Annotated in this window: 25 protein-coding genes and 1 other annotated feature; of the genes, 6 read left to right on the top strand and 19 right to left on the bottom strand. The window is 65.6% G+C overall.

Annotation, left to right across the window (positions count from 1 at the left end):
• Positions 1-73 precede the first annotated feature (73 nt).
• The 14 genes from AB8841_RS17315 to AB8841_RS17250 form a co-directional block, all read right to left on the bottom strand.
• Complete coding sequence (locus AB8841_RS17315) at positions 74-2509, bottom strand: PAS domain-containing protein (RefSeq protein WP_370437063.1); 2436 nt, start codon at positions 2507-2509, stop codon at positions 74-76.
• Between the two features lie 343 nt (positions 2510-2852).
• A complete protein-coding gene (locus AB8841_RS17310) occupies positions 2853-3194 on the bottom strand; it encodes a phasin family protein (RefSeq protein WP_370437062.1) in 342 nt (113 codons plus the stop codon).
• A gap of 22 nt (positions 3195-3216) precedes the next feature.
• Positions 3217-3609, bottom strand: coding sequence for an ATP synthase F1 subunit epsilon (gene atpC, locus AB8841_RS17305; protein ID WP_370439295.1), 393 nt, complete (start codon positions 3607-3609; stop codon positions 3217-3219).
• 33 nt (positions 3610-3642) lie between these two features.
• Entirely contained in the window at positions 3643-4875 is a 1233-nt protein-coding gene (locus AB8841_RS17300) for an HlyD family secretion protein (RefSeq protein WP_370437061.1), read from the bottom strand.
• Positions 4868-5338, bottom strand: a complete 471-nt coding sequence (locus tag AB8841_RS17295; protein ID WP_370437060.1) for a hypothetical protein — start codon at positions 5336-5338, stop codon at positions 4868-4870. Before AB8841_RS17295 ends, AB8841_RS17300 begins: the two co-directional genes overlap by 8 nt.
• Complete coding sequence (locus tag AB8841_RS17290; RefSeq protein ID WP_370437059.1) at positions 5335-5484, bottom strand: hypothetical protein; 150 nt, start codon at positions 5482-5484, stop codon at positions 5335-5337. The genes AB8841_RS17295 and AB8841_RS17290 overlap by 4 nt, the downstream gene beginning before the upstream one ends.
• A gap of 24 nt (positions 5485-5508) precedes the next feature.
• Entirely contained in the window at positions 5509-6609 is a 1101-nt protein-coding gene (locus AB8841_RS17285) for an AI-2E family transporter (protein ID WP_370439294.1), read from the bottom strand.
• Positions 6610-6642: 33 nt separating this feature from the next.
• A complete protein-coding gene (locus AB8841_RS17280; RefSeq protein ID WP_370437058.1) occupies positions 6643-6951 on the bottom strand; it encodes a hypothetical protein in 309 nt (102 codons plus the stop codon).
• 42 nt (positions 6952-6993) lie between these two features.
• Positions 6994-7800: an enoyl-ACP reductase FabI gene (gene fabI / locus AB8841_RS17275; RefSeq protein WP_370439293.1), complete on the bottom strand. Its 807-nt coding sequence runs from the start codon at positions 7798-7800 to the stop codon at positions 6994-6996.
• Positions 7801-7811: 11 nt separating this feature from the next.
• A complete protein-coding gene (locus AB8841_RS17270; RefSeq protein ID WP_370437057.1) occupies positions 7812-10229 on the bottom strand; it encodes a DUF3141 domain-containing protein in 2418 nt (805 codons plus the stop codon).
• 37 nt (positions 10230-10266) lie between these two features.
• Positions 10267-10776, bottom strand: a complete 510-nt coding sequence (locus AB8841_RS17265) for a hypothetical protein (RefSeq protein WP_370437056.1) — start codon at positions 10774-10776, stop codon at positions 10267-10269.
• 17 nt (positions 10777-10793) lie between these two features.
• A complete protein-coding gene (locus tag AB8841_RS17260) occupies positions 10794-12002 on the bottom strand; it encodes an acetate/propionate family kinase (RefSeq protein WP_370437055.1) in 1209 nt (402 codons plus the stop codon).
• A 3-nt stretch (positions 12003-12005) separates the two neighbouring features.
• Positions 12006-12986, bottom strand: a complete 981-nt coding sequence (locus AB8841_RS17255; protein WP_370437054.1) for a phosphate acetyltransferase — start codon at positions 12984-12986, stop codon at positions 12006-12008.
• Positions 12987-13573: 587 nt separating this feature from the next.
• Positions 13574-15058 (bottom strand): SulP family inorganic anion transporter, encoded by a 1485-nt coding sequence (locus AB8841_RS17250; RefSeq protein ID WP_370437053.1) that lies wholly within the window; start codon positions 15056-15058, stop codon positions 13574-13576.
• Between the two features lie 69 nt (positions 15059-15127).
• Positions 15128-15183 (bottom strand) — a sequence feature (sul1 is cis-regulatory element that is thought to sense ions involved in sulfur or methionine metabolism; They are found in Alphaproteobacteria).
• A 218-nt stretch (positions 15184-15401) separates the two neighbouring features.
• Here AB8841_RS17250 and AB8841_RS17245 point away from each other — a divergent pair.
• The 3 genes from AB8841_RS17245 (at position 15402) to AB8841_RS17235 (ending at position 17985) form a co-directional block, all read left to right on the top strand.
• On the top strand, positions 15402-16328 hold the full coding sequence (locus AB8841_RS17245) for a S1C family serine protease (RefSeq protein ID WP_370437052.1): 927 nt from the start codon (positions 15402-15404) through the stop codon (positions 16326-16328).
• A gap of 118 nt (positions 16329-16446) precedes the next feature.
• Positions 16447-16887 (top strand): LuxR C-terminal-related transcriptional regulator, encoded by a 441-nt coding sequence (locus AB8841_RS17240; protein ID WP_370439292.1) that lies wholly within the window; start codon positions 16447-16449, stop codon positions 16885-16887.
• Between the two features lie 81 nt (positions 16888-16968).
• The gene (locus tag AB8841_RS17235) at positions 16969-17985 is read left to right on the top strand and encodes a S1C family serine protease (RefSeq protein WP_370437051.1); all 1017 of its coding nucleotides are present in this window, start codon (positions 16969-16971) and stop codon (positions 17983-17985) included.
• A gap of 34 nt (positions 17986-18019) precedes the next feature.
• On the opposite strand, the gene AB8841_RS17230 is transcribed toward AB8841_RS17235, so the two are convergent.
• From AB8841_RS17230 to AB8841_RS17220, 3 genes are all read right to left on the bottom strand, one after another.
• The gene (locus AB8841_RS17230) at positions 18020-18955 is read right to left on the bottom strand and encodes an HlyD family secretion protein (RefSeq protein WP_370437050.1); all 936 of its coding nucleotides are present in this window, start codon (positions 18953-18955) and stop codon (positions 18020-18022) included.
• Positions 18952-19191, bottom strand: a complete 240-nt coding sequence (locus AB8841_RS17225) for a DUF3302 domain-containing protein (RefSeq protein ID WP_370437049.1) — start codon at positions 19189-19191, stop codon at positions 18952-18954. The genes AB8841_RS17230 and AB8841_RS17225 overlap by 4 nt, the downstream gene beginning before the upstream one ends.
• Positions 19192-19480: 289 nt before the next feature.
• A complete protein-coding gene (locus AB8841_RS17220; protein WP_370437048.1) occupies positions 19481-19816 on the bottom strand; it encodes a GIY-YIG nuclease family protein in 336 nt (111 codons plus the stop codon).
• A gap of 154 nt (positions 19817-19970) precedes the next feature.
• On the opposite strand from AB8841_RS17220, the gene AB8841_RS17215 reads away from it, so the two are divergent.
• A complete protein-coding gene (locus AB8841_RS17215) occupies positions 19971-20543 on the top strand; it encodes a DUF2239 family protein (RefSeq protein ID WP_370437047.1) in 573 nt (190 codons plus the stop codon).
• A 166-nt stretch (positions 20544-20709) separates the two neighbouring features.
• On the opposite strand, the gene AB8841_RS17210 is transcribed toward AB8841_RS17215, so the two are convergent.
• Complete coding sequence (locus AB8841_RS17210) at positions 20710-20841, bottom strand: hypothetical protein (protein WP_370437046.1); 132 nt, start codon at positions 20839-20841, stop codon at positions 20710-20712.
• Positions 20842-21255: 414 nt separating this feature from the next.
• Here AB8841_RS17210 and AB8841_RS17205 point away from each other — a divergent pair, with 414 nt between their 5' ends.
• Complete coding sequence (locus AB8841_RS17205; protein WP_370437045.1) at positions 21256-22023, top strand: cytochrome c oxidase assembly protein; 768 nt, start codon at positions 21256-21258, stop codon at positions 22021-22023.
• Positions 22020-22514: a CopD family protein gene (locus tag AB8841_RS17200; protein ID WP_370437044.1), complete on the top strand. Its 495-nt coding sequence runs from the start codon at positions 22020-22022 to the stop codon at positions 22512-22514. The genes AB8841_RS17205 and AB8841_RS17200 overlap by 4 nt, the downstream gene beginning before the upstream one ends.
• Here AB8841_RS17200 and AB8841_RS17195 read toward each other — a convergent pair.
• Positions 22481-22966 carry a DUF2231 domain-containing protein gene (locus tag AB8841_RS17195; RefSeq protein ID WP_370437043.1) on the bottom strand — a complete coding sequence of 162 codons (486 nt, stop codon included), beginning with the start codon at positions 22964-22966 and terminating at the stop codon, positions 22481-22483. The genes AB8841_RS17200 and AB8841_RS17195 overlap by 34 nt on opposite strands.
• Positions 22967-22971 lie beyond the last annotated feature (5 nt).

Below are 22971 nucleotides of genomic sequence, written 5' to 3'. Positions count from 1 at the left end.
TCCCTCCGCCGCGATCCTTCCTTATAGCCCAAAAGCTCGGCCTCAGAAGCTGGGGCAAACCCTGAGAACCGCCTCAAGAAACCCTGACCGCCTCGCCTGCCGCCGACGGCGCGCCATCGGTTTCCCGCGGAACCGCCGCTCGGACGACGGTCCCGCGCCGCCCGCTGCGGATCCTGAGGCTTCCGCCGAACTGGCCGAGTCGGATGCGCATCCCCGGGATGCCGACACCCAGGGATGTGCGCTGAGCGGATGCCGCCCCGCGCCGGGGCCGCATGCCGCGCCCGTCGTCCCCGATGCACAGGATCACCGCACCCGGCGTCAGGCGCAGGACGATCCTCGCCCTTGAGGCGCCGGCATGGCGATGCACGTTGGCAAGCCCCTCCTGGACGATGCGGAACAGGGCGCGCTGGAGACCGGAAGGCAGCAGGCCCGTGCTCTCGACGACCCGGGTCGTGACGGACAGGCCCGACCGTTCGGCGAACCCTTCGGCAAAGCCCCGGATGGTCTCGGTCAATCCGTCCGCCTCGAGCCCGGGCGGATGAAGCAGATAGGTGAAGAGGCGCAGTTCCTTCAGGGCCTCCTCGAGCGAGCGGTCGATCTCGTTAAGGATATGCCGTCCGGCGGGCGGCAACCCCATCGCCTCGACCTGCATCAGGCTCAAGCCCATGGCGACCAGATGCTGCGCGGTGGAATCGTGCAGCTCCGCCGCGATGCGCTGCCGCTCCTCATCCTGCAGGGCCAGAAGCCGCTCCGAAAGCTCTCCGACCTCCTCCCGTGCGGCGATGATGTCGGTGAGGTCCTCGTGCGCCACCACGATGCGAACCTCCGCTCCCGCCAGGAACCGGGTGGCGTGCATCCGGAACCAGCGCGGCCGGTCGGGTGACGGGCACGGACAGAGGATCTGGAAGTCGCAAAGGTCGCCGTCGACGAGAGCGTTCATGCCGCGAAAAATCCGCTCCTCCACCCTGCCCTCGTGCCGGGCTGCGGCACAGACGTCGAGGTAATTGCGGCCAATCCCGTGCGAAGGCCCGCGATAGCCGTTGGTCCGGGCAAAGCGATGCCAGGCCTCATTGACGGCGATCACGGTCCCGGCCTTGTCGAGGATGGCGATATGGGCCGAGAGCGCATCGAGCGACGCCTGGAGGAACTCGCGCTCCTGCACCACCGCGCGGTGCGCCTGATAGCGCTCGGTGACATCGCTGAAGAACACGGTAGCGCCTTCCGGCGAGGGATAGACGCGATATCCGATGAAGCGCCCGGGATGGTCGATCGAGGCCAACGCGCCCCGGAACTCGCGCCGTTCCCCGATCGCCTGCGCCAGAACGGCATCGATGGACGGATCGCGCCCGACGGTGTCGAAATAGGAGCGCCCGGCGATGGTCCCAGCCCCCAGCCCCCACCACCGTCTCGCGGCGGTGTTGATAGCCATGATGCGGTAGTCCCGGTCCAGGGTGAAGTAGCAGTCGCTGATGCTCTCGAGAAGGTCGCTCATGCGGGCGTTGGCCGCCGCGAGCTGGCGCCGGCTCGCCGCCGCGTCGCGCCGGAGGCTGTCGACCGGACCGCCTGTGCGCATCAGCAGCGAGGCCGAGGCGCCACCGACGAGAAGCAGGACGCCCCCGGCAAGGCCGATGCGGTAGGCGGACCGGCGCACCGGCGCGTCCACGAGAGCGTCCGGCGCGAGCGAGACGACCGTGTATCCGGACCGCGAAGATCGGCTGAAGGCGATGACCCATTCGCCGGATGGGTCTTCGGCGTTGAAGTGGCCGCTGCGCTCCGGCCCCGACAACCGGTCCAGCATGTCCCGCGACAGGCTCACGGGCCCGTGCGGCGTATCGCTGTCAAGGTCGGTCAGCTCCTGGAACCCGAGGTCCAGGATGATCGTCCTCCAGCCCTCCGCCCTTCCGACAGCCCGCAGGGTCCCGTAGAGATGGTCTTCCGGCACGGCGAGCGTGAGAATCCTCTCCGGTTCGTTCGCCCGGCCGTCGAGCCGCAGGCTCACGGCCACGATCCATCGGCCATCGAGCGGGCTGCGAAGCCGCTCCGACAGGATCAACCCGTCCTGCCGCAGCAGTGCGAGGCGTTCGGCGCGGTTCGGTGCCCCCGGAATGGCAGGCAGGGTTTCGCCGAACGGAATGCTGGTGTTGAGAAATTGCCGCTGGGCCGTCCAGAGAATGAATCGGGAGCCCGGAGGGTGGGGCGTGGCCACGAGCTGGCGATAGAAGGGTTCGAGGTCATCCACGTCGAGCAGGGGCGAGCGCGAAAGCCCGCGCAGGAGATTGCCGAGCGCTTCCGTCTCGCGGTCGAGCGCGCTGGCGGTCGCCACGGAGGCCGCCAGACCACGGTGAATCATGTCGTGACGTTCGTGGAGGGCGTGCCAGAGCAGGACGCCGGCAACGGCGAGAAACGACAGCGCCGCCGTCGCCGACGCGGTCAGGATCACCCAGCCCCGGATGCCGGGCGAGCGCGCGAATCCACGCCCGCGCAGCCCAATGGAGTTCGCGTCATGCATGGCACCGCATTCCACAAGGATGCCCCACATGACGTGTGCCCGCTTCGCCGGCGGAGTTCACCGAAAAGTTAACACAGGTTAACACCGGAATGAACCTCCATGGTTGTCCTTCTCAGCCTGAGGTGAAGCACGACGAGAGCATCGGACGCGGGAAGTGGACTTGCACTTTTGAGCTCGATCCGATGCTCCCTTCTGAGATGAGCGCATCGTTCGTGCGAAAAACCGGAGCCACTTTTTCGCACGATGCGCTCGCGACGCGGCCAAAGTGCGGGCGGCGGCCTGCAGGGAGAGTGCGATGGTGCGGGCAGGATCCGTCAGCCGGCGGCTTCAGCCAAGCTGGCCGTCATCTCTTCAGGCTCGCTCCGCCGTTGACGGAATTGGTGTAGATCGTCATCAGCTTGGTGATCTCAGCGTTGTAGTCGCGAAGGGTTTCCTCCGCCCAGTGCGAGTGGACGGCCGCGGCATCCGCCATGGTCTTGCAGCCCATCATCTCCCGAACCGCCTCGCCGTCCTTTTCAAGCCTCATGGACATGAAGCCGAACATCTCGCGCTGGCATTCGGCGGTGGCGGCGAACCAGGCTTCCGAAGCATTCGTCAGAGCCCGACCGTCGCCATCGGGCAAAGCTGTCCCGATACCGCTGCGCAACCTCTCCGATGCTCCCGATGTCTTTGACATGATGGTCATGGATCGTCCTCCTTTTTGCGCTTCAGAATGAAAGGGTCGTCTTCACCTGCTCCAGGCGGCCGATGGCAAAATCCGCCTCCCAGCGGGAGCGATCATCCCGCATGGCCTCGCGCATGGTTTCCAAGCGCACGATCTCCTCGTCGAGGCGTTCGCGCGTCAGCTCCTCCGGCGGCAGCGCCTGCTCGGCGAGGACCGACACGCGGGAGCCGGTGATCTCGACGAACCCGCCCCGCACGAATGCGCTGCGGCCATGACCTTGGGAGTCGGTCACCGCGACCACACCCGGATTGAGCATCACCATGACCGACTCGTGGCCCGGCATGATGGTCATGTCGCCTTCAGTGGCCGGCAACATGACCGCCCGCACCTCGCCCGCGAATACGACCCGCTCTGGCGAGATCAGCTCAAAATGCATGCTGGCCACGGAAACCTCTCCTTGCTGCAAACGTCAGTGTCCGCTGAACACGAGGGTCTGAATCGGCAGAACGAGCGCCTGGATCCGCAGGATCATGGCGTGCACGAGCCCGACCGCATCCACGCCATGCAGCACCAGCCCTTGGAAGGAACCGACCTCTCCCGAGGCGATCAGGTCGTGGTTGCTGGTATAGGCATTGGCGACGCAGGAACTGCCGGGCGTGACGCCGTCGAGCCCACCCGCGTACAAGGGCTCGAGGAACGCCAGGATGGTTCCCGGCCGGACCACCTGCTGCGGGTCGAGCAGTTGCTCGCCGCTGCGGATCTGGCCGGCGGCAATGTAGTCCTGCACGCTCGTCACCACCATCGGGATCACCGTCCAGGGCTTCGAGACGCACGTGATCTCGGCGATCATCCCGGGCTTCATCACCTGCGCCTCGATCTGCCCGAAACCGGCTACCACGGCCTGCCGCCCGGCCCCTTCCGGAATCAGGACGCCGGCCGGGCGCATGAATGGGTTGACGATGTCGCCCACCCGCAGCGTGAACTGCTCCACGCGTCCGTCCACACCGGCCCGAATGACGGTCTTGTCCAACTCCACCTGTGCCTGGGCCAGTTCGGCTTCGGCGCTGGCCCTCTCGGCCGGCAGCAGGGTGGAGATCCGCGTCTCAGCCTGTTCCTTCGCGGCGACGGCGGCGTCGATGCCGCCTTGGCGCCCTTGCACGGCGACCTGCAGCTTGTCGATCTCCCGCGTGGCGACGGCGCCCGGATTGCGGCGATAGATCTCCTGCTTGATCGCCAGCTCGTCCACCGCCTGCTGGTAGGCACTCCTGGCCTCCTGGATCCTGCCTTCGGCCGCCGCGACATCGGTCCGCGCAGCGACCAGCTCCGCGTCCACCTGAGCGATCTTGCGGCGGGCGGTCTCCACCGCCGCATCCTGCTTGGCACTGTCGAGCCGGAAGATCGGCTGTCCCTGCTTGACCTCTCCGCTGACGCCGAGATTGACCTCGGCCACGCGCCCGTTGGTCTCCGGCAGGATCGGGACGGTCCGGAAGTACGCCGTGACGTTGCTCGTCGAGGGATGAAAATAGAAGATCACCGTGATCAGCCCGACCGTGAGCATCAGGCACGTGATGATGCCCCAGCGCAACTCGAACCACACCGAGTAGAGCGTGATCTCCTTGCCGAGCCGCCTGCCCTGGGCATAGCGGCGGTAGAGATAGTCCGGCAGGATCGTCAGCAGCGAGCAGAGAAGGAGTTCAAGCATGGGACTGCTCCTTCGGCAGGCGATAAGGAGTGACGGTCGTCGGCGCCTCCACCGTGCCCTCGCCCGGCGGCACGGCAGGAGTACCGTCCTCCGGCACGTCGTTCGCGCCCTCGCCCGGCGGGATGCCGGCGATCTTCTCGAGCGAACCCGCCATCCTGCGCAGCGGCCATCCGAAGTCAGGAACGTCGATCAATGCGAGCAGCAAGCCGGCAACCCAGAAGATGTGCATGTGGGTGAACAGGGCCAGCAGGCCCAGCACGGCCACGACCTCGAACTGGATCTTCTTGGATTTGTGGGCCATGCGCTCAGGCAGGGTATGCAGCCGCAGGAAGAGGAGACCAACGGCCAGCACGGCGAGCACCATGAACACCGCCATGACCGTCATGAAGACGTCGGTCCCGTCGGGTCCGGCGAGGAAGATGGGCAGATGATGAGGTGCCGCAGGGTTTATCGATGGGGTCATAGGGCGTCTCCCACGAAGGGCGTGGCGTCGGACGCGGCCCTCGCGATTGTTGGTTTCGACGGTTCAGGAGAGGTTACGAGCTTGGCCCGGGCCGCGGCTCCGGCAGGGACCATCGCGACGCCGTCCTGAAGAGTGATCGTTTTCATCGAGGCTCCCTCCCCTTTGGACGATCAGGCTGAACCGGGCGCGGTCTCGCTGGCACGCCCCCAGTCCTGGAACAGCGTGTGCGCGACCGCGAGCAGTACGGGGCCGACGAAGACGCCGATGATCCCGAAGGTCAGCAGACCGCCGAGCACGCCGAGAAAGATCAGCACCATCGGCATCCGGATGCCTCGGCTGATCAGGTATGGACGCAGGACGTTGTCGAGACTGCCGACGAAAAGGCCGTTCCAAGCCATCACGAACACGGCCCCTCCGGTATGGCCGTCGGACATCAGCCACAGGGCAGCGGGCAGCCAGAGCAGCACGAGCCCCATCGGCAGCAGAGTCAGCACAATGCCCACGGCGCCGAGTACGATCGCGCCGGGGACGCCCGCGAGCCAGAAGCTGAAACCGAGCAGGATGCCCTGCACCAGCGCGGTGCCGAGAACCCCGTTGACCACGCTCTTGATGGTGGCGCCCGCCGCCGTCAGCACACGGCGAGCGCGCCAGCCGCCCAGCCGCGCCATCGCCCATTCGAGACGGCGCTCCACATAGACACCGTCCCGATAGAGGAAGAAGGCCAGCACGATGCCGAACCCCACCTGGAGCGTGCCGGAGAGAAGCGAGGCTCCCTGGCGCAGGGCCCATTCCCGCAACGGCGCCAGATAGGGCGCGACGACCGGCGCAAGCCCTTTGCCCTGCCGGACCGCCTGAAGCCACACCTGCTCCGCCTCCTGCCCGACCAGCGGGATGCGGCCGAGCCAGCCGGGCGGCGGCAGCCCCTGGTCTATGGCGGATCGGACAGCTACGGCGAGCCGGGTGACGTCGTCCGCGAGGTTCGCGCCCAGAGCGAGCAGCGGGAGCACGAGCAGACCGGCGGTCATCAGAGTCATGACAAGGGCAGCGGCGGTCGGACGTCCGCCCAGCCATGCCTCCATCTTCCGGAACGGCGACCAGGTGGACACGCACAGCGTGACGGCGAGCAAGATGGCGTTGAGGAACGGCGTCAGGATGTAGATGCAGCCGACGGCCAGCACCAGGAGCAGCACGAGCCCGAGCGCCTTCTCCACATAGCTCGCTTCGAGAGAGGGGGACCTTTCCCGGCTGTTCATCGCGTCGCGCGAATCCACTGAACGCAAGACTCTCTCCCGATGTGACGGCTGCTAGCAGCCGATGCAGACACTGCGCAGGGTGCGGTTCAGCCGGCGATCCGTCTCGCGTACCTTCCTGTCGGCTTCCGATCCGCCTTTGTCGGTTTTCGTCTGCTGCCGGTCGTTCTGCTCCTGAATGGAGGACTGTGACGGCTGACGTTGCTTGACCGGAGCAGACAGTGCAGCGTCCTGACTTGGCGCCCGACTTGGCGCCTGACTTGGCGCGCGACTTGGCACTTGGGCCCATGCGGTACCTGCCAAAACGGCCGCGAATGCAGCGATGCCGATACGCTTGGCTAGAGGGACGAAACCGAAAGTCATTGTGACCTCCCTTCGATCGGGCACCCACGTGCGAGGCTCGCCTCACGCCATGATGCTCAGTCCTCCGTCGACATAGGTGGTCGTCCCCGTCAGCCGCCTGGCGAACGGTGTCGTCAGATACGCGGCCGTGAGGCCGACATCGTCGATATCGACCAGTTCGCCGATGGGCGCCCGCTCGGTGGCCTCGGACAGGAGGACATCGAAATCCTTCAGCCCGGAGGCCGCCCGCGTCTTCAGGGGACCGGGCGACACGGCGTGAACCCGGATATGCTTGTCGCCCAATTCATAGGCGAGATAGCGGACGGCGCTCTCCAGCGCCGCCTTCACGGGTCCCATCAGGTTGTAGTTCGGAACCACCTTGTTGGCGCCATGATAGCTCATCGCCAGGAGCGTTCCGCCTTCGGGCATCAGCGGCTCGGCGAGACGGGCCATGCGGATGAAGGAATGGCACGAGACGTCCATCGCCACCTTGAACCCCTCGTCCGAGCTGTCGACGAGCCGCCCCTGCAGGTCCTGTTTCGGCGCGAAAGCGATGGAATGCAGCGCGATGTCGAGGCTGCCCCAGGTTTCGCGGATCTGCTCGAAGACCGCTTCGAGCTGTCCGGGCTGAGCCACATCGCAGGGTGCGAGGATCGACGCTCCGAGCTCGTCGGCGAGAGGCTCGACATAGGGCTTGGCCCTCTCGTTGAGATAGGTGACGGCGAGGTCGGCGCCGAGCTCCCGGAAAACCCGGGCGCAGCCATAGGCGATCGAATGCTCGTTGGCGATGCCGACGACGAGAGCCCGCTTGCCGTGCAGGATCTTCGATTGAATAGCAATTTCTGTCAGCTCGGTGGGACGGTCGTTCATGGGACGGTCGTTCATGGGTTTGCCCTCGTGCGTCGGGTATGGCTGGCGCGGCGAGCGGATCCCCGCCTGGCCGCCGTTCCGGGGCGGGTCTCCGCGTCGCGCTCCACCAGCGTCACCGTGATCGGTTCGGCCTTCGTCTCGCCTGTGGGCTCGTCCTCGGCGAGGAGGCGCCGGATCTCGCCCAGCAACGTCACCTGCTTCTCGTTGGCCTCGATCCTGCCTTCCACCCGGTCGAGCAGATCGAGCAGGCTGCGCCTGTCATCGGCGGTCCGCAGAAGCTTGGGAAGCGCCATGAGCGCCTTCACGGGCTCGAAATCGACGACGTAGGACTGCTCGCGGATGATGTCGCGGGCCGCTTCCGTCGGCACGTCGAGCAGGCCGACGTCGTGTCCGACGAGTTCCCGTGTCCGCTTCATGGCCGAGAGCCGCCGCCGACCGGTACCGGCCTTCATCAGCAGAAGCGCCGCACGGACGATGGCCTTCGTCCGGTCGCCTTCCTCGATATGCGACAGCGCCTCCTTCACCAGAGGGGCATGACGCACGTCGATGGGCTCCTCCGCGACGGCCTCCGCGCCTTGCATGCCCATGCCGATGCGGGCCAGTCCGTAGGTGCGGAAGAAGGTGTTCTCGACCGCCGCATCGCGCAGGTCACGGTAGAGATCCCACGAGGCCGACGTGACGGCGGCGGCACAGCGTTCCGCTTTTGCTGCCGGGCCGTCGTTGTCACGCGGCGCGCGGTTCGCCTTCGCCATGTCCGCTATGCCTTTGAGCGGCCACAGGAAGGGGTTGAGGTCGGACACCGCCCAGCGCTGGACCCTCTGAGGATTGAATGTCCTCGCGAGCCCGGCCGCGGCCGGGGTGACCAACGGCGCCACGAACGGGTGCACGAAGGTCTCGTAGGCGGCGGCAAGCGTCTCAGACGTCTTCTCGACCGCCTCGAACGGCGTCTCGTCTTTACGGCCATACTTCTGCAGGATCTGCAGGTCCTCGACGCGGCGCTCGGTCAGCACCACGTCGTATCGCACGCTGCCATCCACCTTCTGCTCCTCGACCTGCATGCCGTAGAAGCCGGGAGGCAGATGCTCGATATACCCGATCAGGTCGACGATCTGCGTGTATTCGCGCTTCGCGACCGAGCCCGAGACGAAGATGCCGAGATGGCCGACGCTTTTGTGCATCAGGCCGACGATGACCTGGCCGTTCGCCTTGAGAGCCTCCGTGGTCGGATAAAGGTCGGCCACCCAATTGAACGCCTGCTGCGGCGGGGTGATGTTGTCACCGAGAGACGCGAACAGGATGATCGGCGATTGGATCGCGCGCAGGTCGAAGGCGCGGCCCTCGGACCATTCTGCGTCGCCGGCCGCCAGATTGTTGCCGATGAACAGGTTCTCGACGATCCACTTGATCTCCTGCCGGTTCATCAGGAAGAAGCCGCCCCACCAGCGTTCGAACTCGAGGAAGCGTTCGGGTTCGGTGTCGATCTTCGAGAAGAGCGTGTAGTACTTGTCGAAATACGTATTGGCAGGGTTGAGATACTCGAAATTCTCGACGAGATAGGCTCCGTCGAACTTGCCGGCGCCGAGATCGCTGGCGAGAAGCGCCGGCCAGAGGCCGCCGAGGATTCCGCCCGCGTAGCGCATCGGGTTCTCGCCGTCATTGCCGGCCCAGTACGACATCGGCGCCCCGTTGATGACGATCGGGCCGACGAGGCCCGGTTCGACGGCACCGACCAGCATAGAGGCCCAGCCGCCCTGGCAGTTGCCGAACAGGACGGGCTTGCCGGTCTTGGGATGGCGCTCGCCGACGATGCGCAGGAATTCGGCCTCGGCCCGGGACACGTCCGACAGGGCCTGCCCGGGAACGGGATCGGGGAAGAAGATCGCGAAATAGACCGGATGCCCCGCCTTGAGCGCTACGCCCACCTGCGAATCCTGCTTGAACCCGCCGATGCCCGGGCCGTGACCGGCCCGCGGGTCGATGATGACGAAGGGCCGGAGCTCAGGGTCGGTCTTGATTCCGACCGGCGGAATGATGCGCACGAGAGCGTAGTTCACGGAACGCTCGAATGTCCGGGCGTCGGCGATCATCTCCCAGTCGAAGGCCAGCAGCGGCGGCTTGCCGGCCTTCTCGTGCTCGATCCAGTTGTCGCCGCGCTGGCGCAGCGTGTCCCAGAACAGGACCGAGCGCTGGGTTAAATCGAGCCAATAGGCGCTGGCGTCCCGCCAGAGATCGAGAGGAGACGCCGAGCGGGCCGCCCCATCCCTGAGCGGCTCGCCCGCGGCCTTCACGGCATCGAGGTAACGCTGCACGGCCCTGGCACACCGCTCGTGATAGACCTCGGTCACCTTCGCTTGCGAACGGGCGAGCGTCGTCAGCCGGGCCTGCCCATCCTCGTCCCGTTCTCTGGTCCTGGATTTCCCGTCTCGCATTGCTTCCGTCCCGTCAGAAATCGGATTGCGACGAAGTTTACTGCTTGGTGCCGCCCCATTTGAGGAAGAAGCCGACGTCACCCGGCAGCCCGCCCGGCCACTCGATGATCATCGCGCTCAGCCTGAACCCGGCGGGCCTGAGCTGATCGCGCCAGAGCTCGTAGGCTTGGCGCGGGCGTCCGGCGAGGGTGTCGGGCCAGGTCGGATCCGCGTTGTTGATGGCGCGGCCATGGTCGGCGCACAGCGCGCTGGGAAAGCGCATGACCATCAGCTCGGTCTCGCCGCGCTCGGCCGCCGACCGCAGCTTCAGCTTCAGCGGCTGGAGAATCTCCTGCAGCCTCTCGGGCGTGAGATCGAGCGGCTCGGACAGGCGCTTGATCAGGTCCTGGCGGGCCTTCTCGGCGCGATCCATGCCCTCGACCGACTTGCCGGCCTTCGCCATCTGCATCTCGGTCATGTAGCTCCGCAGATCAGCTGCCGACATGAACGTCTCGTCGGCGAGCTCCTGCCGGGCCTTCTCGTCCGGCTTGGTCTTCAGGGTTTCCATGGCATCAGTCTCCGTCTTCAGGATGCGAGTCTGGCCTGCGTTGCGCCGAGCACGCTCTGCGTCTGTCGGGCGATCACGAGTTCCTCATTGGTGGGAATGACCCATGCTGTCGCCACGGATCCGGCGGAGATCCTCGGGCCGCCAGCACGGTTGGCTTCCTCGTCGAGTGCGAGGCCTGCCCATGCGAGCCCGGCGACCACTTCGGCGCGGGTCGCCACGTCGTTCTCGCCAATGCCGCCCGTGAAGACGAGCCCGTCGAGCCCGCCGAGGGCCGCGACCAGCGAGCCGATTTCACGGGTGATGCGATAGACGAAAAGGTCGATGGCGCGCTTGGCGTCCGCATCGGTCGCGGCATTGGCCCGCAGCACGCGCATGTCGTTCGACAGGCCGGAGACGCCGAGCAGGCCGGACTTGGTATAGAGGATGCGCTCGGCCGCCTCCGGGCTGAGCTGCATCTCCCGGAGCATGAAGAAGACGACCCCTGCATCGATGGCGCCGCAGCGCGTTCCCATCGGAAGACCGTCGAGGGCCGAAAAGCCCATCGTGGTCGCGATGCTGATCCCCTTGTCGAGGGCACAGAGGCTCGCGCCGTTCCCGAGGTGAGCGGCGATCACCCTCCCCGTGGCAAGCCGTGGATCGTAGTCCTTCAGAATGGACGAAATGTACTCGTAGGACAGCCCGTGGAAGCCATAGCGCCGCACGCCGCGCTCGCGCATCTCGCGCGGGAGCGCGAACAGGCTCGCGATTTCGGACTGCGTCTGGTGGAAGGCGGTGTCGAAGCAGGCAACCTGCGGCAAACCCGGCAGGCGCCGACGAACGATCCGGATCGGCTCCAGGTTGTGAGGCTGATGCAAGGGGGCGAGCGGCACGAGCGTTTCGAGCTTCTGGACCACGTCTTCATCGACGATCACAGGGCCGGTAAAGGCCGCCCCGCCATGCACGACCCGATGCCCGATCGCCGCGAGCCTGCGCCCCTCCTGATGCTGTCGCAGCCACGAGACGAGGTGCATCAGCGCCTCCTCGTGCCCGAGCCGGTCGCCCGAACTCCAGGTCATCTCGTCCAAAAGATTTCCGGACGCATCCTTGACGATAAAGTGCGCCGATCCGCCCAACCCCTCGAACAACCCCTTGAAGGCAACGCGCGGCTCCGCACCGTCCGGCGTGTCGTAGACCTGGAACTTGAGGCTCGATGAGCCCGCGTTGAGGACGATGAGAACGGGCATCATGGCTCAGACCTCCTGGATGGCGAGTTGATGGCGCTGCGCGTCAGCTACGAGCGAGGCCACGGCGCAGGAGGCCAGCCGCGTGAGGGTCGAGTCGGCCCGGCTGGTGAGAATGATCGGCACACGGGCACCGAGCACGATACCGGCCGCATCGGCGTCGGCCAGGAAGGTCAGGCTCTTGGCGAGCATGTTGCCCGCTTCGAGATCAGGCACGACGAGCACGCTGGCCTGTCCGGCGACGGGGGACTGGATCTTCTTGATCTCCGCCGCGCCGAGATCGATGGCATTGTCGAGCGCCAGGGGACCGTCCACGATTCCCCCCGTGATCTGCCCACGGTCGGCCATCTTGCACAGGGCCGCGGCCTCGATGGTCGAGGGCACCTTCGGATTGACCGTTTCCATCGCCGAGAGGATCGCGACCCGCACCGGATCGACCCGCATCGCCCGCGCGAGATCGATGGCGTTCTGGACGATGTGGACCTTGTCCTCCAGCGTCGGCGCGATGTTGACCGCCGCGTCCGTGATGATGAGCGGCGTTTCATGGCCAGGCACGTCCATGACGAAGCAGTGGCTGATCCGGCGCGCCGTGCGCAGGCCGCCCTCGCGACTGACCACCGCGCCCATGAGCTCGTCCGTATGCAGACTGCCCTTCATCAGCGCCTCGGCTTCGCCGGCCCTGACGAGTTCGACCGCTTTCACGGCAGCCGCATGGCTGTGCGGGACATCGACGACGCGCATCGCGGAGATCGACTTGCCGAGCGCCTGCGCGGCGGCCGCGATCCTGGCCTGCGGCCCGACGAGGATCGGATCGGCGAGCCCGAGTTCGAGCGCCTCGAACACCGCGCCCAGCGAGGCCGTATCGCACGGATGCGCCACGGCGACCTTCAGCCTCGGCAGGGCCTGAGCGGTCGCCACGAGCCGATCGTACTTATCATGCCGCCGCTGAACGTGCTGTCCCGCGTCCTGGGCTGGAACCGCAACCGTCATGATGGCCTCCCACTCCGCTCTCGGGCTGTGCGATGAGTCGCCGGGCGTGCCGATCGGCTTGCGGAGCTGAGCTTGCAGCCCTGTCCGCGAAGATCCGGCTTGCTTGTGCGGGCCAGTGTGCCCTTTCGCGCGTTTGTTGCTTGACCCTTTCGGCCATCGCTTTGACAGTTTGGGACTGCCGCGCGGGATCACGGGCGGTTCGGCTCCATGCACGTCTTCAACGGGCCGTCGCTCTGCCTGGGTCTTAGGGACCAGGGTGATTTGCCGCCCCGCCAGGATCCGGGATTGCGGGTGCGCCTCGTCGATGGAGGAACTCTTTGAGCGCGGGCCTGTCGCCTCAGCGCTGAAGCGGGGCCCTGTGCCGCGCCGCGTCCGATGGGTCCTTCGATGTCCATGACATGAAGCGATGCGGCCGGCCATTGCCGTCATACGCTTTAGAAAGAAATGCGCCGCGCAGGTCACTCCCTGCGCGGCGCGTGTCTAGAGCATTGGACGTGAAGAGTGGATTTGCACTTCTGGGGTTCGTCCGATGCTCCCTTCTTGGAAAGGGCGCATCGTTTGAGCGGGCCCGAAGGGCGCACGATGCACTAATGCCCGAGAACCTTCTCCAAGGCTCCGGGGTCGTTGTGAACGGCCAGCTTGTCCATGATGGTGGTGCTGGCCTCGTTGAGGCCGACAACCTCGACCTCGATGCCTTCGCGGCGGAATTTCAGAACGGCGCGATCCACCGCGTTGACCCCGGTCAGATCCCAGATATGCGACCGGCTCACGTCGATGCGGACCCGTTTCACAGGCTCCTTGAAGTCGAAGGCCGCCATGAAGTCTTCCGCCGAGGCGAAGAAGAGCTGCCCTTCGACACGGTAGTCGCGTTCCTGGCCGTCAGCCGTCAGCGTCGAGGTGACGCGGAAGATCTGCGCCACTTTCCAGGCGAAGAAGATGCCGGAGAGCAGAACGCCGACCCCGACTCCGAGAGCCAGGTTGTGCGTTCCGACGACCGTGACGACGGTGGCCAGCATGACGATGCTGGAGCGCCGGGGATGCTTGCGCAGATCGTTGAGGGACGACCAGCTGAAGGTGCCGATCGAGACCATGATCATGATGGCGACAAGGGCGGGCATCGGGATGATGCGCACGAGATCGCCCAGGACGAGGATCAGGAACAGCAGGAAGGCACCCGCCACGAAGGTCGACAGCCGCCCGCGTCCGCCCGATTTCACGTTGATGACCGACTGACCGATCATGGCGCAGCCGGCCATGCCGCCGATGAAGCCGGTGCAGAAATTGGCGATACCCTGTCCGATGGCTTCCCGGTTCTTGTCGCTGCCGGTGTCGGTCATCTGGTCGACGATGGCGGCCGTCAGCAGGCTTTCCAGAAGGCCCACAGCGGCGACGCTGACCGAATAGGGAAGGATGATCCAGAGCGTCTCGAACGTGAACGGGATATTCGGAATCAGGAACACCGGCAGGCTGTCCGGCAAGGCTCCGAGGTCGCCCACGCTGCGCACGTGGATGTCCATGAAGGCTGTCAGAGCCGTCAGGACGATGATGCACACCAGCGGCGAGGGAATGGCCTTCGTGACCCGTGGGAAGAGATAGATGATCGCGAGCCCCCCGGCGATCATGGCGTAGGTCTGCCACGGCATGCCGATCAGCTCGGGCAGTTGCGCCATGAAGATCATGATGGCAAGCGCATTCACGAAGCCCGTCATGACGGAGCGCGAGACGAAGCGCATCACGCTTCCGATCCGGCACAAGCCGGCCAGCACTTGGATGAGTCCGGCGAGGATCGTCGCGGCCAAGAGGTATTCCAGGCCATGGTCCCGCACGAGGGTCGTCATCAGCACGGCGGTTGCGGCAGTTGCCGCCGAGATCATGCCGGGCCGGCCGCCTGTGATCGAGATGAGAACGGCAATGGAGAAAGAGGCATAGAGCGCCACCTTCGGATCGACGCCCGCGATGATCGAGAAGCCGATCGCTTCCGGGATCAGGGCAAGAGCGACGACGATACCGGCGAGCACATCGCCTCGGATATTGGAAAGCCAGTCACGGCGTAGATTTTCGATAAAGGTCATGGGGTTCCAGGCAGCACAGGGAAGCTGAGCCCCGTCGATCGACGAGGCGGCTGAAGGGCTTGGTTACTGGATTGTCCGGCGGATCGGCGGCCGGAAGAGCCACCCGGAATTGCACCGGGTCCTGTTGACTGAGGCGGGTTTTGCCCGTCCTGTGCGGCAAGATCAAGTCGGAAGATCCCTTGGCGGACCGATGGAGGTCCGCCACGGCCGGGTGTACGAGCTTGGCCGTCATAGCCCGCTCCATGGACCGCGCTCGGGCAGGAACCGGACCTGGCCAACCGGTCAGTACCCGGCAGGGGCATTTACCGGCAGGATGGACCGCGTTTCCTCAGCGAGGCGCATCATGTCCATTCCCTCATCCACCCCCTCCTCCCTCGAAGCGATTTCCGATCGCATCGCCGATCTCTGCGAGACAATCGCCCCGAGGCTCGTGGCGATCCACGGCCCGCGACGCAGGTCGTCGACAGGCATCGTCTGGCGTCCGGGACTTGTCCTCACGGCGGAAGAAGCGTTGGAGACGGACGAAGATATTCTCGTCACTCGCCCGGATGGAAGCCAGGTCGCAGCACGTCTCGCCGGTCGCGATCCGAGCACGGACATCGCCCTCCTGCGGACCGAGGAGCAGCCGATTCCCGAGATTCCTTTCGCCGAGACATCGAGGCTCCGCGTCGGTCATTTCGTGCTTGCTGCCGGCCGCCAGGCCGAGGGCGTGCGCGCCGCCTTCGGCATCGTGGCTCTGGCAGGCGGTCCCTGGAGGAGCCTGCGCGGCGGCCATATCGACCGCAGGCTCCATCTGGATCTTCGGCTCGATTCCCGGTCGGAGGGCGGAGCCGCTCTCGACCTCGATGGATCGATCGTCGGTATGACGGTCCTGGGTCCCCGAGGACGCGTCCTCGTCATCCCGTCCGAGACGATCGAGCGGGTAGCGCAGCAATTGCTCGCCCATGGCCGGATCGCCCGTGGCTATCTGGGGCTCGGCCTCCAGCCCGTGCCGATCGATGAAACCGTTGCCGATGCGGCCGGGCTCACGGAACCCAAGGGGCTTATCGTCATCAATGTGGATTCCGGCGGCCCCGGGCAGAAAGCCGGGATCAAGCAAGGGGATATTCTCATTCGATGGCAGACCGATCCCCTGCACTCGATACGCCGCGTTTACGCGCTTCTCGGGCCCGAGAGCGTCGGTCAGTCCGTCGCCCTTGGAATCCTGCGGGCGGGGAAGCAAATGTCGCTGACGGTCGAGATTGCGGAGCGTTCCAAACCTCGAGAGTGAAGCCGTGCAACGCGTCGCGCTCCAGATCGATGATCCAGACCTGCTCGACCGCGTCGGCACGATGCTGGCCGGCGAGCCGGAGAAGGTCACCCTTGATCCGAGGGAGCCCGACGTGGTGATCGCCGACCACCTTCCGGTCGACGACGGAACCCCGGTCATCGTTCTTGAAGATTCCGCGAACGCGCTCGAAATCCTCAAATCCGGAGCGGGCGGAGTGCTGCCCCGGAGCGCCACCATCGCGGAGCTCCTGCTGGCCCTCGATGCTGTCGCCAGGGGCTTCGCGATCCTGCCGCGAGACGTCCGGTCGGGGGACATCGCGCTGGACCGCATCCCGGACAGCGCCTCTCCTTACCTGAGGGATTACGCTCTCACGGCACGGGAACGCGAGGTTCTGCGGCTGCTGGCGGAAGGGGCGTCCAACAAGGTGATTGCCCGACGGCTCGGAATTTCGTTCCACACCGCCAAGTTTCACGTGGCCTCCATTGCAGCAAAGCTCGATGCGACGGGCAGAACCGATGCGGTCGCGCAGGCCGTGCGCCTCGGGCTCATCATGTTGTGAACCTCGGCGAAGGCCGCCCTCTTGGTTGGAGATCACGGCGTCACCATATCGATCGAAACGATATAAACGTCGGAGCCTCCCATGCTCGAACGCACCCCAGCCTATCTCCTTCACCCCGACAATTCCCCTTCGGAGCGGCAACGGCCCTCGCCTGTGCCCGACGAGGTCCTGCTCGACGCCTACTCGCATGCGGTCACGAGCGTCGTGGACGGCATCGGCCCTGCCGTTGTCCGCGTCGAGCCTCAGGTCTCGGGCCGCATGGCCGGAATGGGCTCGGGCGTGATCATCTCGCCGGACGGCCTCCTCCTCACCAACAGCCATGTCATGCAAGGCGCGCGGGACGCGAAGGTGACCGGCCCCGACGGGCGCCCGATCCACGCGCAGATGATCGGTGACGATCCCGACACGGACCTCGCCCTGTTGCGAGCGAGCGGCGACGGGCTGCCCTTCGCAACCCTGGGCAATTCGAAGCTTTTGAAGCGCGGGCAGATTGCCATCGCCATCGGCAACCCGCTCGGCTTCGAGTCGACGGTGACCGCTGGAGTGGTTTCGGCCCTCGGACGAAGCCTGCGCGCGAAATCGGGGCGGCTGATCGACGACGTGATCCAGACGGATGCCGCCCTGAACCCCGGCAATTCCGGCGGCCCGCTCGTTGCGACATCCGGAGAGGTCGTCGGCATCAACACGGCCGTCATCATGGGAGCGCAGGGCATCTGCTTTGCGGTAGCGAGCAATACTGCGAGCTTCGTCGTGACGGAGCTGATCCGCCACGGGCGTGTCCGGCGCGCCTCGATCGGCGTTGCGGGTCAGACCGTGCCGCTTCCGCGGCGTGTCGCTTATGCGGCAGGACTGCCTCTCAGTGCAGGAGTCGCGATCGCGGCCGTCGAGCCCGGCAGCCCCGCGGCCCAGGCGGGACTCGAGCAGGGCGATGTCCTCCTCGCGCTCGACGGCGAACCTGTCGGCGGCATCGACGATCTCGTGCGGCTCCTGAACGGCGACCGCATCGGCCAGGTCGTGACATTGACGATCCTCCGGCGCGGCGAGATGCAAACCCTGCCGGTCACGCCCGTTGAGCGCAGGACGCTGAACGGGCGCTGATGCCGCAGGCCGACGAGGAGGGTCCGCCCGCCCATCAGAAGGGGTTGACGTAGTTCAGGATTGCGGTCTGCCGCAGCACGACCTTGCGGATGACGTGGGCCGCCTGCACATGCTCCGTATAGACGGCGGCAAGTCCCGTGCTCCCGGCCGGAAGGCGCCGCGCCACCTCCTGATCATCGAGCTTGATCCGGACCACGAACGGCGCCGACTGGACATCCGACGGAGCAACGGCAAGACCGCCCGGCTGCGTCTGCCCGGTCGCGATCGCCTGCAGGACCGTCTCGACACGACCTGAAAAGATCTCTCCGGGAAAGGGCTTGAACGTGACCTCCACAGGCTGGCCGACCTCGACGTAGCGCGCGTAGATCTGCGGAACCTCGACCCCGAAGATGGTCTCCGCGGTATCGATGAAGGCCATGACCGGGGACTGGGCGGTGACCCGCGCGCCCTTGCGCAGCGCGAGATTGGTCACGTAGCCGTCGGCCGGTGCCCGCACGATGGTCTTGTCGAGGCTCCACTTGGCGCCCTCGAGCTGGGCGCGCAACTGCTCGACCTCGGCCTCGCGCTGCTGCACGTCGAACGCGCGCCCGGCATCGTTTCTTTGAAGCTCGGAGAACTGCGACAGGCGCAACTCGGCGAACTTGAGTTGCGCCTGAAGAGTCTGGACCTGCGACTGATAGGGTGTCGGGTCGATCCGGAACAGGACATCGCCCGCCTTGAGCGGCGTATTGGCCGTGACGGGCACCTCGACGACCTCGCCGGCAACCTCGGGCACGATCTGCACGGAATTACGGATGACTGCCGCAGGTCCCGAGGGCGCTCCCCACCCCATTGGGATGAACAGACCGACGAGCAGAACGAGCAGAACGAGGACGGGCGAGAGCTTCCAGAACAGGTTGAACGGAATGAACCTGAGCCAGACGAACAGGGCGAGCAGCGCGATGTAGGAGTTGAGCAGGAGGACGATCATTTCGGCGCCTCCCGCCGTTCCGGCGCGTCGACATAGGCCCAGATCAGCACCAGCGGCCAGAACACGAAGCCGCAGATCAGGGTGGCCCAGCTTCCGACCGTCACCGCCTCGGGCCAGGGATGCCCCCGCTTTCTCGCGATGTGTCCCGGCATCATCCCGAGGGCCACGAAGACCGCAACGGCCGTCGCCGCGAGAACGATCAGAACGATCCAGGCGAAGACGTCGATCAACGACATGGTCTCAGGTCCTTACGCCTCCGGCCGGGATTGATGCGTTGAGGCTTCCGTCTCCCGGCAATGCTTTTGTCCGATGCAGCACGTGCAAAGGTGTGGGCTTTGGCCAGGCTTACGGAGAAATCTATTCGCGCGATTGACCTCGGGTATCGGGTCAAACCCTGAAACGACGAGGGGAGAAATCCCAATCGGACCGCGGAAGGACCGCTTCCGGCGATGACGGAGAAGGGCATTGCGCCTAGCGCGATGGAGGGCCCGCGCGTCCGGTAGGTGGTCGCAGCGCCCTTGAGCCTCAGATTAGGTCGGCGCCGAGTTCAGCCCTCCAATGGGCCAGGCGCTCCTTCAGCGTGGCTTGGAGCACATATGGCAATATCTCGTCCGGCAGACGCTCCAACTCCTCGAATGCGAAAGCAGCCTCGCCGCAGGCATTCCAGGCCGCCTGCAGGCTTCGATTCATGCTCGAACCGAGCCTGAGCGCGAACCACAAACCGTTCTGCTGGGTATCGAGATGCCGGCTGCGACCGACCCATACCTGGCCTGTGGCCTTGCAGCGCACCGCAAAGATGCCGGCCGGCGTCTTGCGCTCCTTATAGGCCGCGATGGCAGCTTTCCTGTCGATGGTGCCCATGCCTCGGTTCCCTGGTTGATCACGGATCGACGCGTTTCCCATGCGCCGGCGGGTATTCGGACAGGGTGTAGTTGCAAATATCGGTCCCGTCAATTATACCCGGGTAATATTTCTGACCTTCGGAACCACCTGAAGACTCCTAAGCGAGACATCCATGGCCACAGCACCCTCTCCCACCTACACCGCCTTCCTGGGCTTCGGCCTGCTTGTCCGCGGCGCGTTGCCTACCGTCGCTCTTGCCGTCAAACGCGCCAACGAGGCCGACCCGACGCAGACCGTGCTCATCTTCGAGGATTCCACGGGGCGGCAGATCGATCTCGATCTGAGGGGCCGCGACGAGGAGGTGCTCGCCCGGCTCGCGGTGAAGACCGGAGAGGATGAAGCTCCTGCCGAACCCCGCGGACGAGGACGCCCGAAGCTCGGGGTGACGGCCCGGGAGGTGACGCTTCTGCCGCGCCAGTGGGAATGGCTGAGCGCGCAGCCTGGAGGAGCGTCGGTCACCCTGCGGCGGCTCGTGGACGAAGCGAGGCGCAAGGATGCGGAAAGCGGCCGATCAGCTCGCAATGCGGCCTATGGCTTCATGTCGGCCCTGGCCGGAAACCTTCCGGACTTCGAGGAGGCATCGAGAGCCCTGTTCGCCGGCAACCGAGAACGGTTCGAGACCCTCGTCGCTGGCTGGCCGGAAGACGTCAGGAATCACGCGATCCGGATGGCTTTCGGCACCTGATCGACACCCGTGCGGCTTCGGACGTGACATCGAACCTATATCCGATGCAGTCAGTCTATGGTCTTGAGCATCGAGCGCAAAACCGGTTCCCACTTTTGCGCTCGATGCTGTCCTTGCTTGAGCATCTTTTCACGCAAAACCGGTCCCCACTTTTGCGTTCGATGCTCTATTCCAACGCAATCTTCGGGGTGGATGGATCGAGGTGATACAGGGTCAGCAGCGCAGCCGTCGCGATCAACAGGCCGACGAAGTAGATCCAGATGCCTTTGAAGATTTTCAATTCAGGCGGCATCCGCACGTGCGTCTCCTCGCTTGCTCCATGCGGCCAACGACTGCAGAGCCGAAAGGTTCTGCTGCACCTCACCTGCAGGAAGACATTACAATACGTCGGCGACGTTATGCGGACCGCGCGTAGATCATCCACTCGTTCGCCAGGCCGATAACAAGTCTGTGAGGCGGCCCCCTAAATCGTCCGAAACTCAGAACCTTTGCAGTGGCGCAGGCGTTCGAGCCTCATGTTCCCCGCCAACGGAGGCCTTGATGTCGCAGAGAGCAACAATAGCTGCTTGCCCGGTCGCCTCGCCCTGATCGTCCATGGAGCGCTCGCGTATCGGACGCGGAACGACTGTTCCATCGAGCAGCCCCAGGCGCCGCAGTAGTGATACCCGCGGCGGGTGTTCCACCGCCCATCAATCCGGCGCGAGAGACGAGTATGCCCCTGTACGATCCTTATTGCGGTCCTGCGCCCGTCCCTTCGGAGCTGTGGACGAGCTGGAATCTCGATCCTTGGCTCATCTCAGGGATGCTGCTGTCCGTGGCCGCCTACGCTCTTGCCGCACGGACGTCTTCGAAGACCGGTCCACGCGAGATCATCTGCTTCACATGCGGCTGGCTCGTTCTCGCGGTGCTGTACGTCTCGCCGTTCTGCGCCCTGACGTCGGCACTGTTCTCGGCCCGCGTGGCGCATCACGTCATCACGATCGCCATCGCGGCGCCCCTGATCGTGCTGGGATGCCCGTTCCTCGCGCGATCCAGGCGGACATCGAACGGACACGGCATCGTCTTCATCGTCCAGATGGCCACAATCTGGATCTGGCACGCCCCGGCTCCTTATGCGGCGGCGCTGGGCAGCCACGGGGTCTTCTGGCTGATGCAGGCATCGCTTCTTGGCACCGCGATCCTGTTCTGGGGTACGCTTCCTCTGCGCCAGGCCGCGTTGCCATCCCTTCTCCCGCTGCTCGGGAACGTGGCGCAGATGGGCTTGCTCGGTGCCCTGATCACCTTCGCTCCCGCGCCGCTCTACGAGCCGCATCTCGGCACGACGGCGGCGTGGCACCTGTCCCCGCTCGAGGACCAGCAAGTTGCCGGCCTGATCATGTGGATCCCCGCCGCGATACCCTACGTGCTGGCGGCCCTCCTCATCGTCGGCGCTTCGCTGGACGGGCCTTCGCTCTCACGCAGGCGTGAGGGTGCCGCATGACCGCATGGCTGAAGGCGGCCCACATCGCGTCACTCGTGGCCTGGTGCGCCGGGCTTCTCGTGCTGCCGGGGCTCTATGCACAGAAGGCGCGTGTGCAAGACAAGGATGCGCTCCATCATCTCCAGAGGTTCACCCGCTTCGTCTACACGTCGATCACATCCCCGGCCGCCTTCGTGGCGGTGGGCACAGGAACGGCGCTGATCTTCGTGCGGGAGGTCTTCACGGTATGGATGGCCTTGAAGCTCGCGGCCGTCGGCGGCCTCACCCTCCTGCACGTGCATGCCGGCTACATCATCGTTCGGGTTTTCCGTCCGGGGCGGCGCTTCGCGGCGTGGCGCGGGCATGCGACCGCCCTTGCGACCTTCGCGGTCATCTCGGTGATCCTCTGGCTTGTCCTGTCGAAGCCCTTCATCGACATGGCGTCGCTGCCGGACTGGCTGCGGCGGCCGGGCGGGCTTCAGTCGTTCTCCGACAGCATGAGGCCGATCTGATGCTCGAACACCAGCTTGCCCCCGTGCCATCCCGCGATGCCGACGAACACCATCCCGAGTGCGGACAGGAAAAGTCCTGTAGGGAGCACAGCCGCCTCATGGTCGGATATGCGCAGGCCCCAGTTCGTACCGATGATCGCAATCAGCATCATCGCCGCGATGGCATGCGTCCAGCTCGCGGCACGCTTGCGGATACCCTTCACGAGCACGAGCTCAGCCGTCCCGACAAGGCCCGCGATGACGCCAAGCATGAAGGCGGCTCCGCTCGACCAGAGCGCGGCCCGCGCCCAGAAGGCATCTCCCCACCACCAGTACAGGACGTCCGCTGCCAGCGTCCCGACCGTGAACGCGATCGGAAAGGTGACGAGCATCGCATGGACCGGGTGTCCAGCCACCGCGACCGCGGAGCTGACGTCATGTCTCTCGACCTCCTCGACGACGGGATTCGACACAAGGC

Source organism: Microvirga sp. TS319 (assembly GCF_041276405.1).
Classification (GTDB): domain Bacteria; phylum Pseudomonadota; class Alphaproteobacteria; order Rhizobiales; family Beijerinckiaceae; genus Microvirga.
This window is presented reverse-complemented; position numbering and strand designations above follow the sequence as displayed.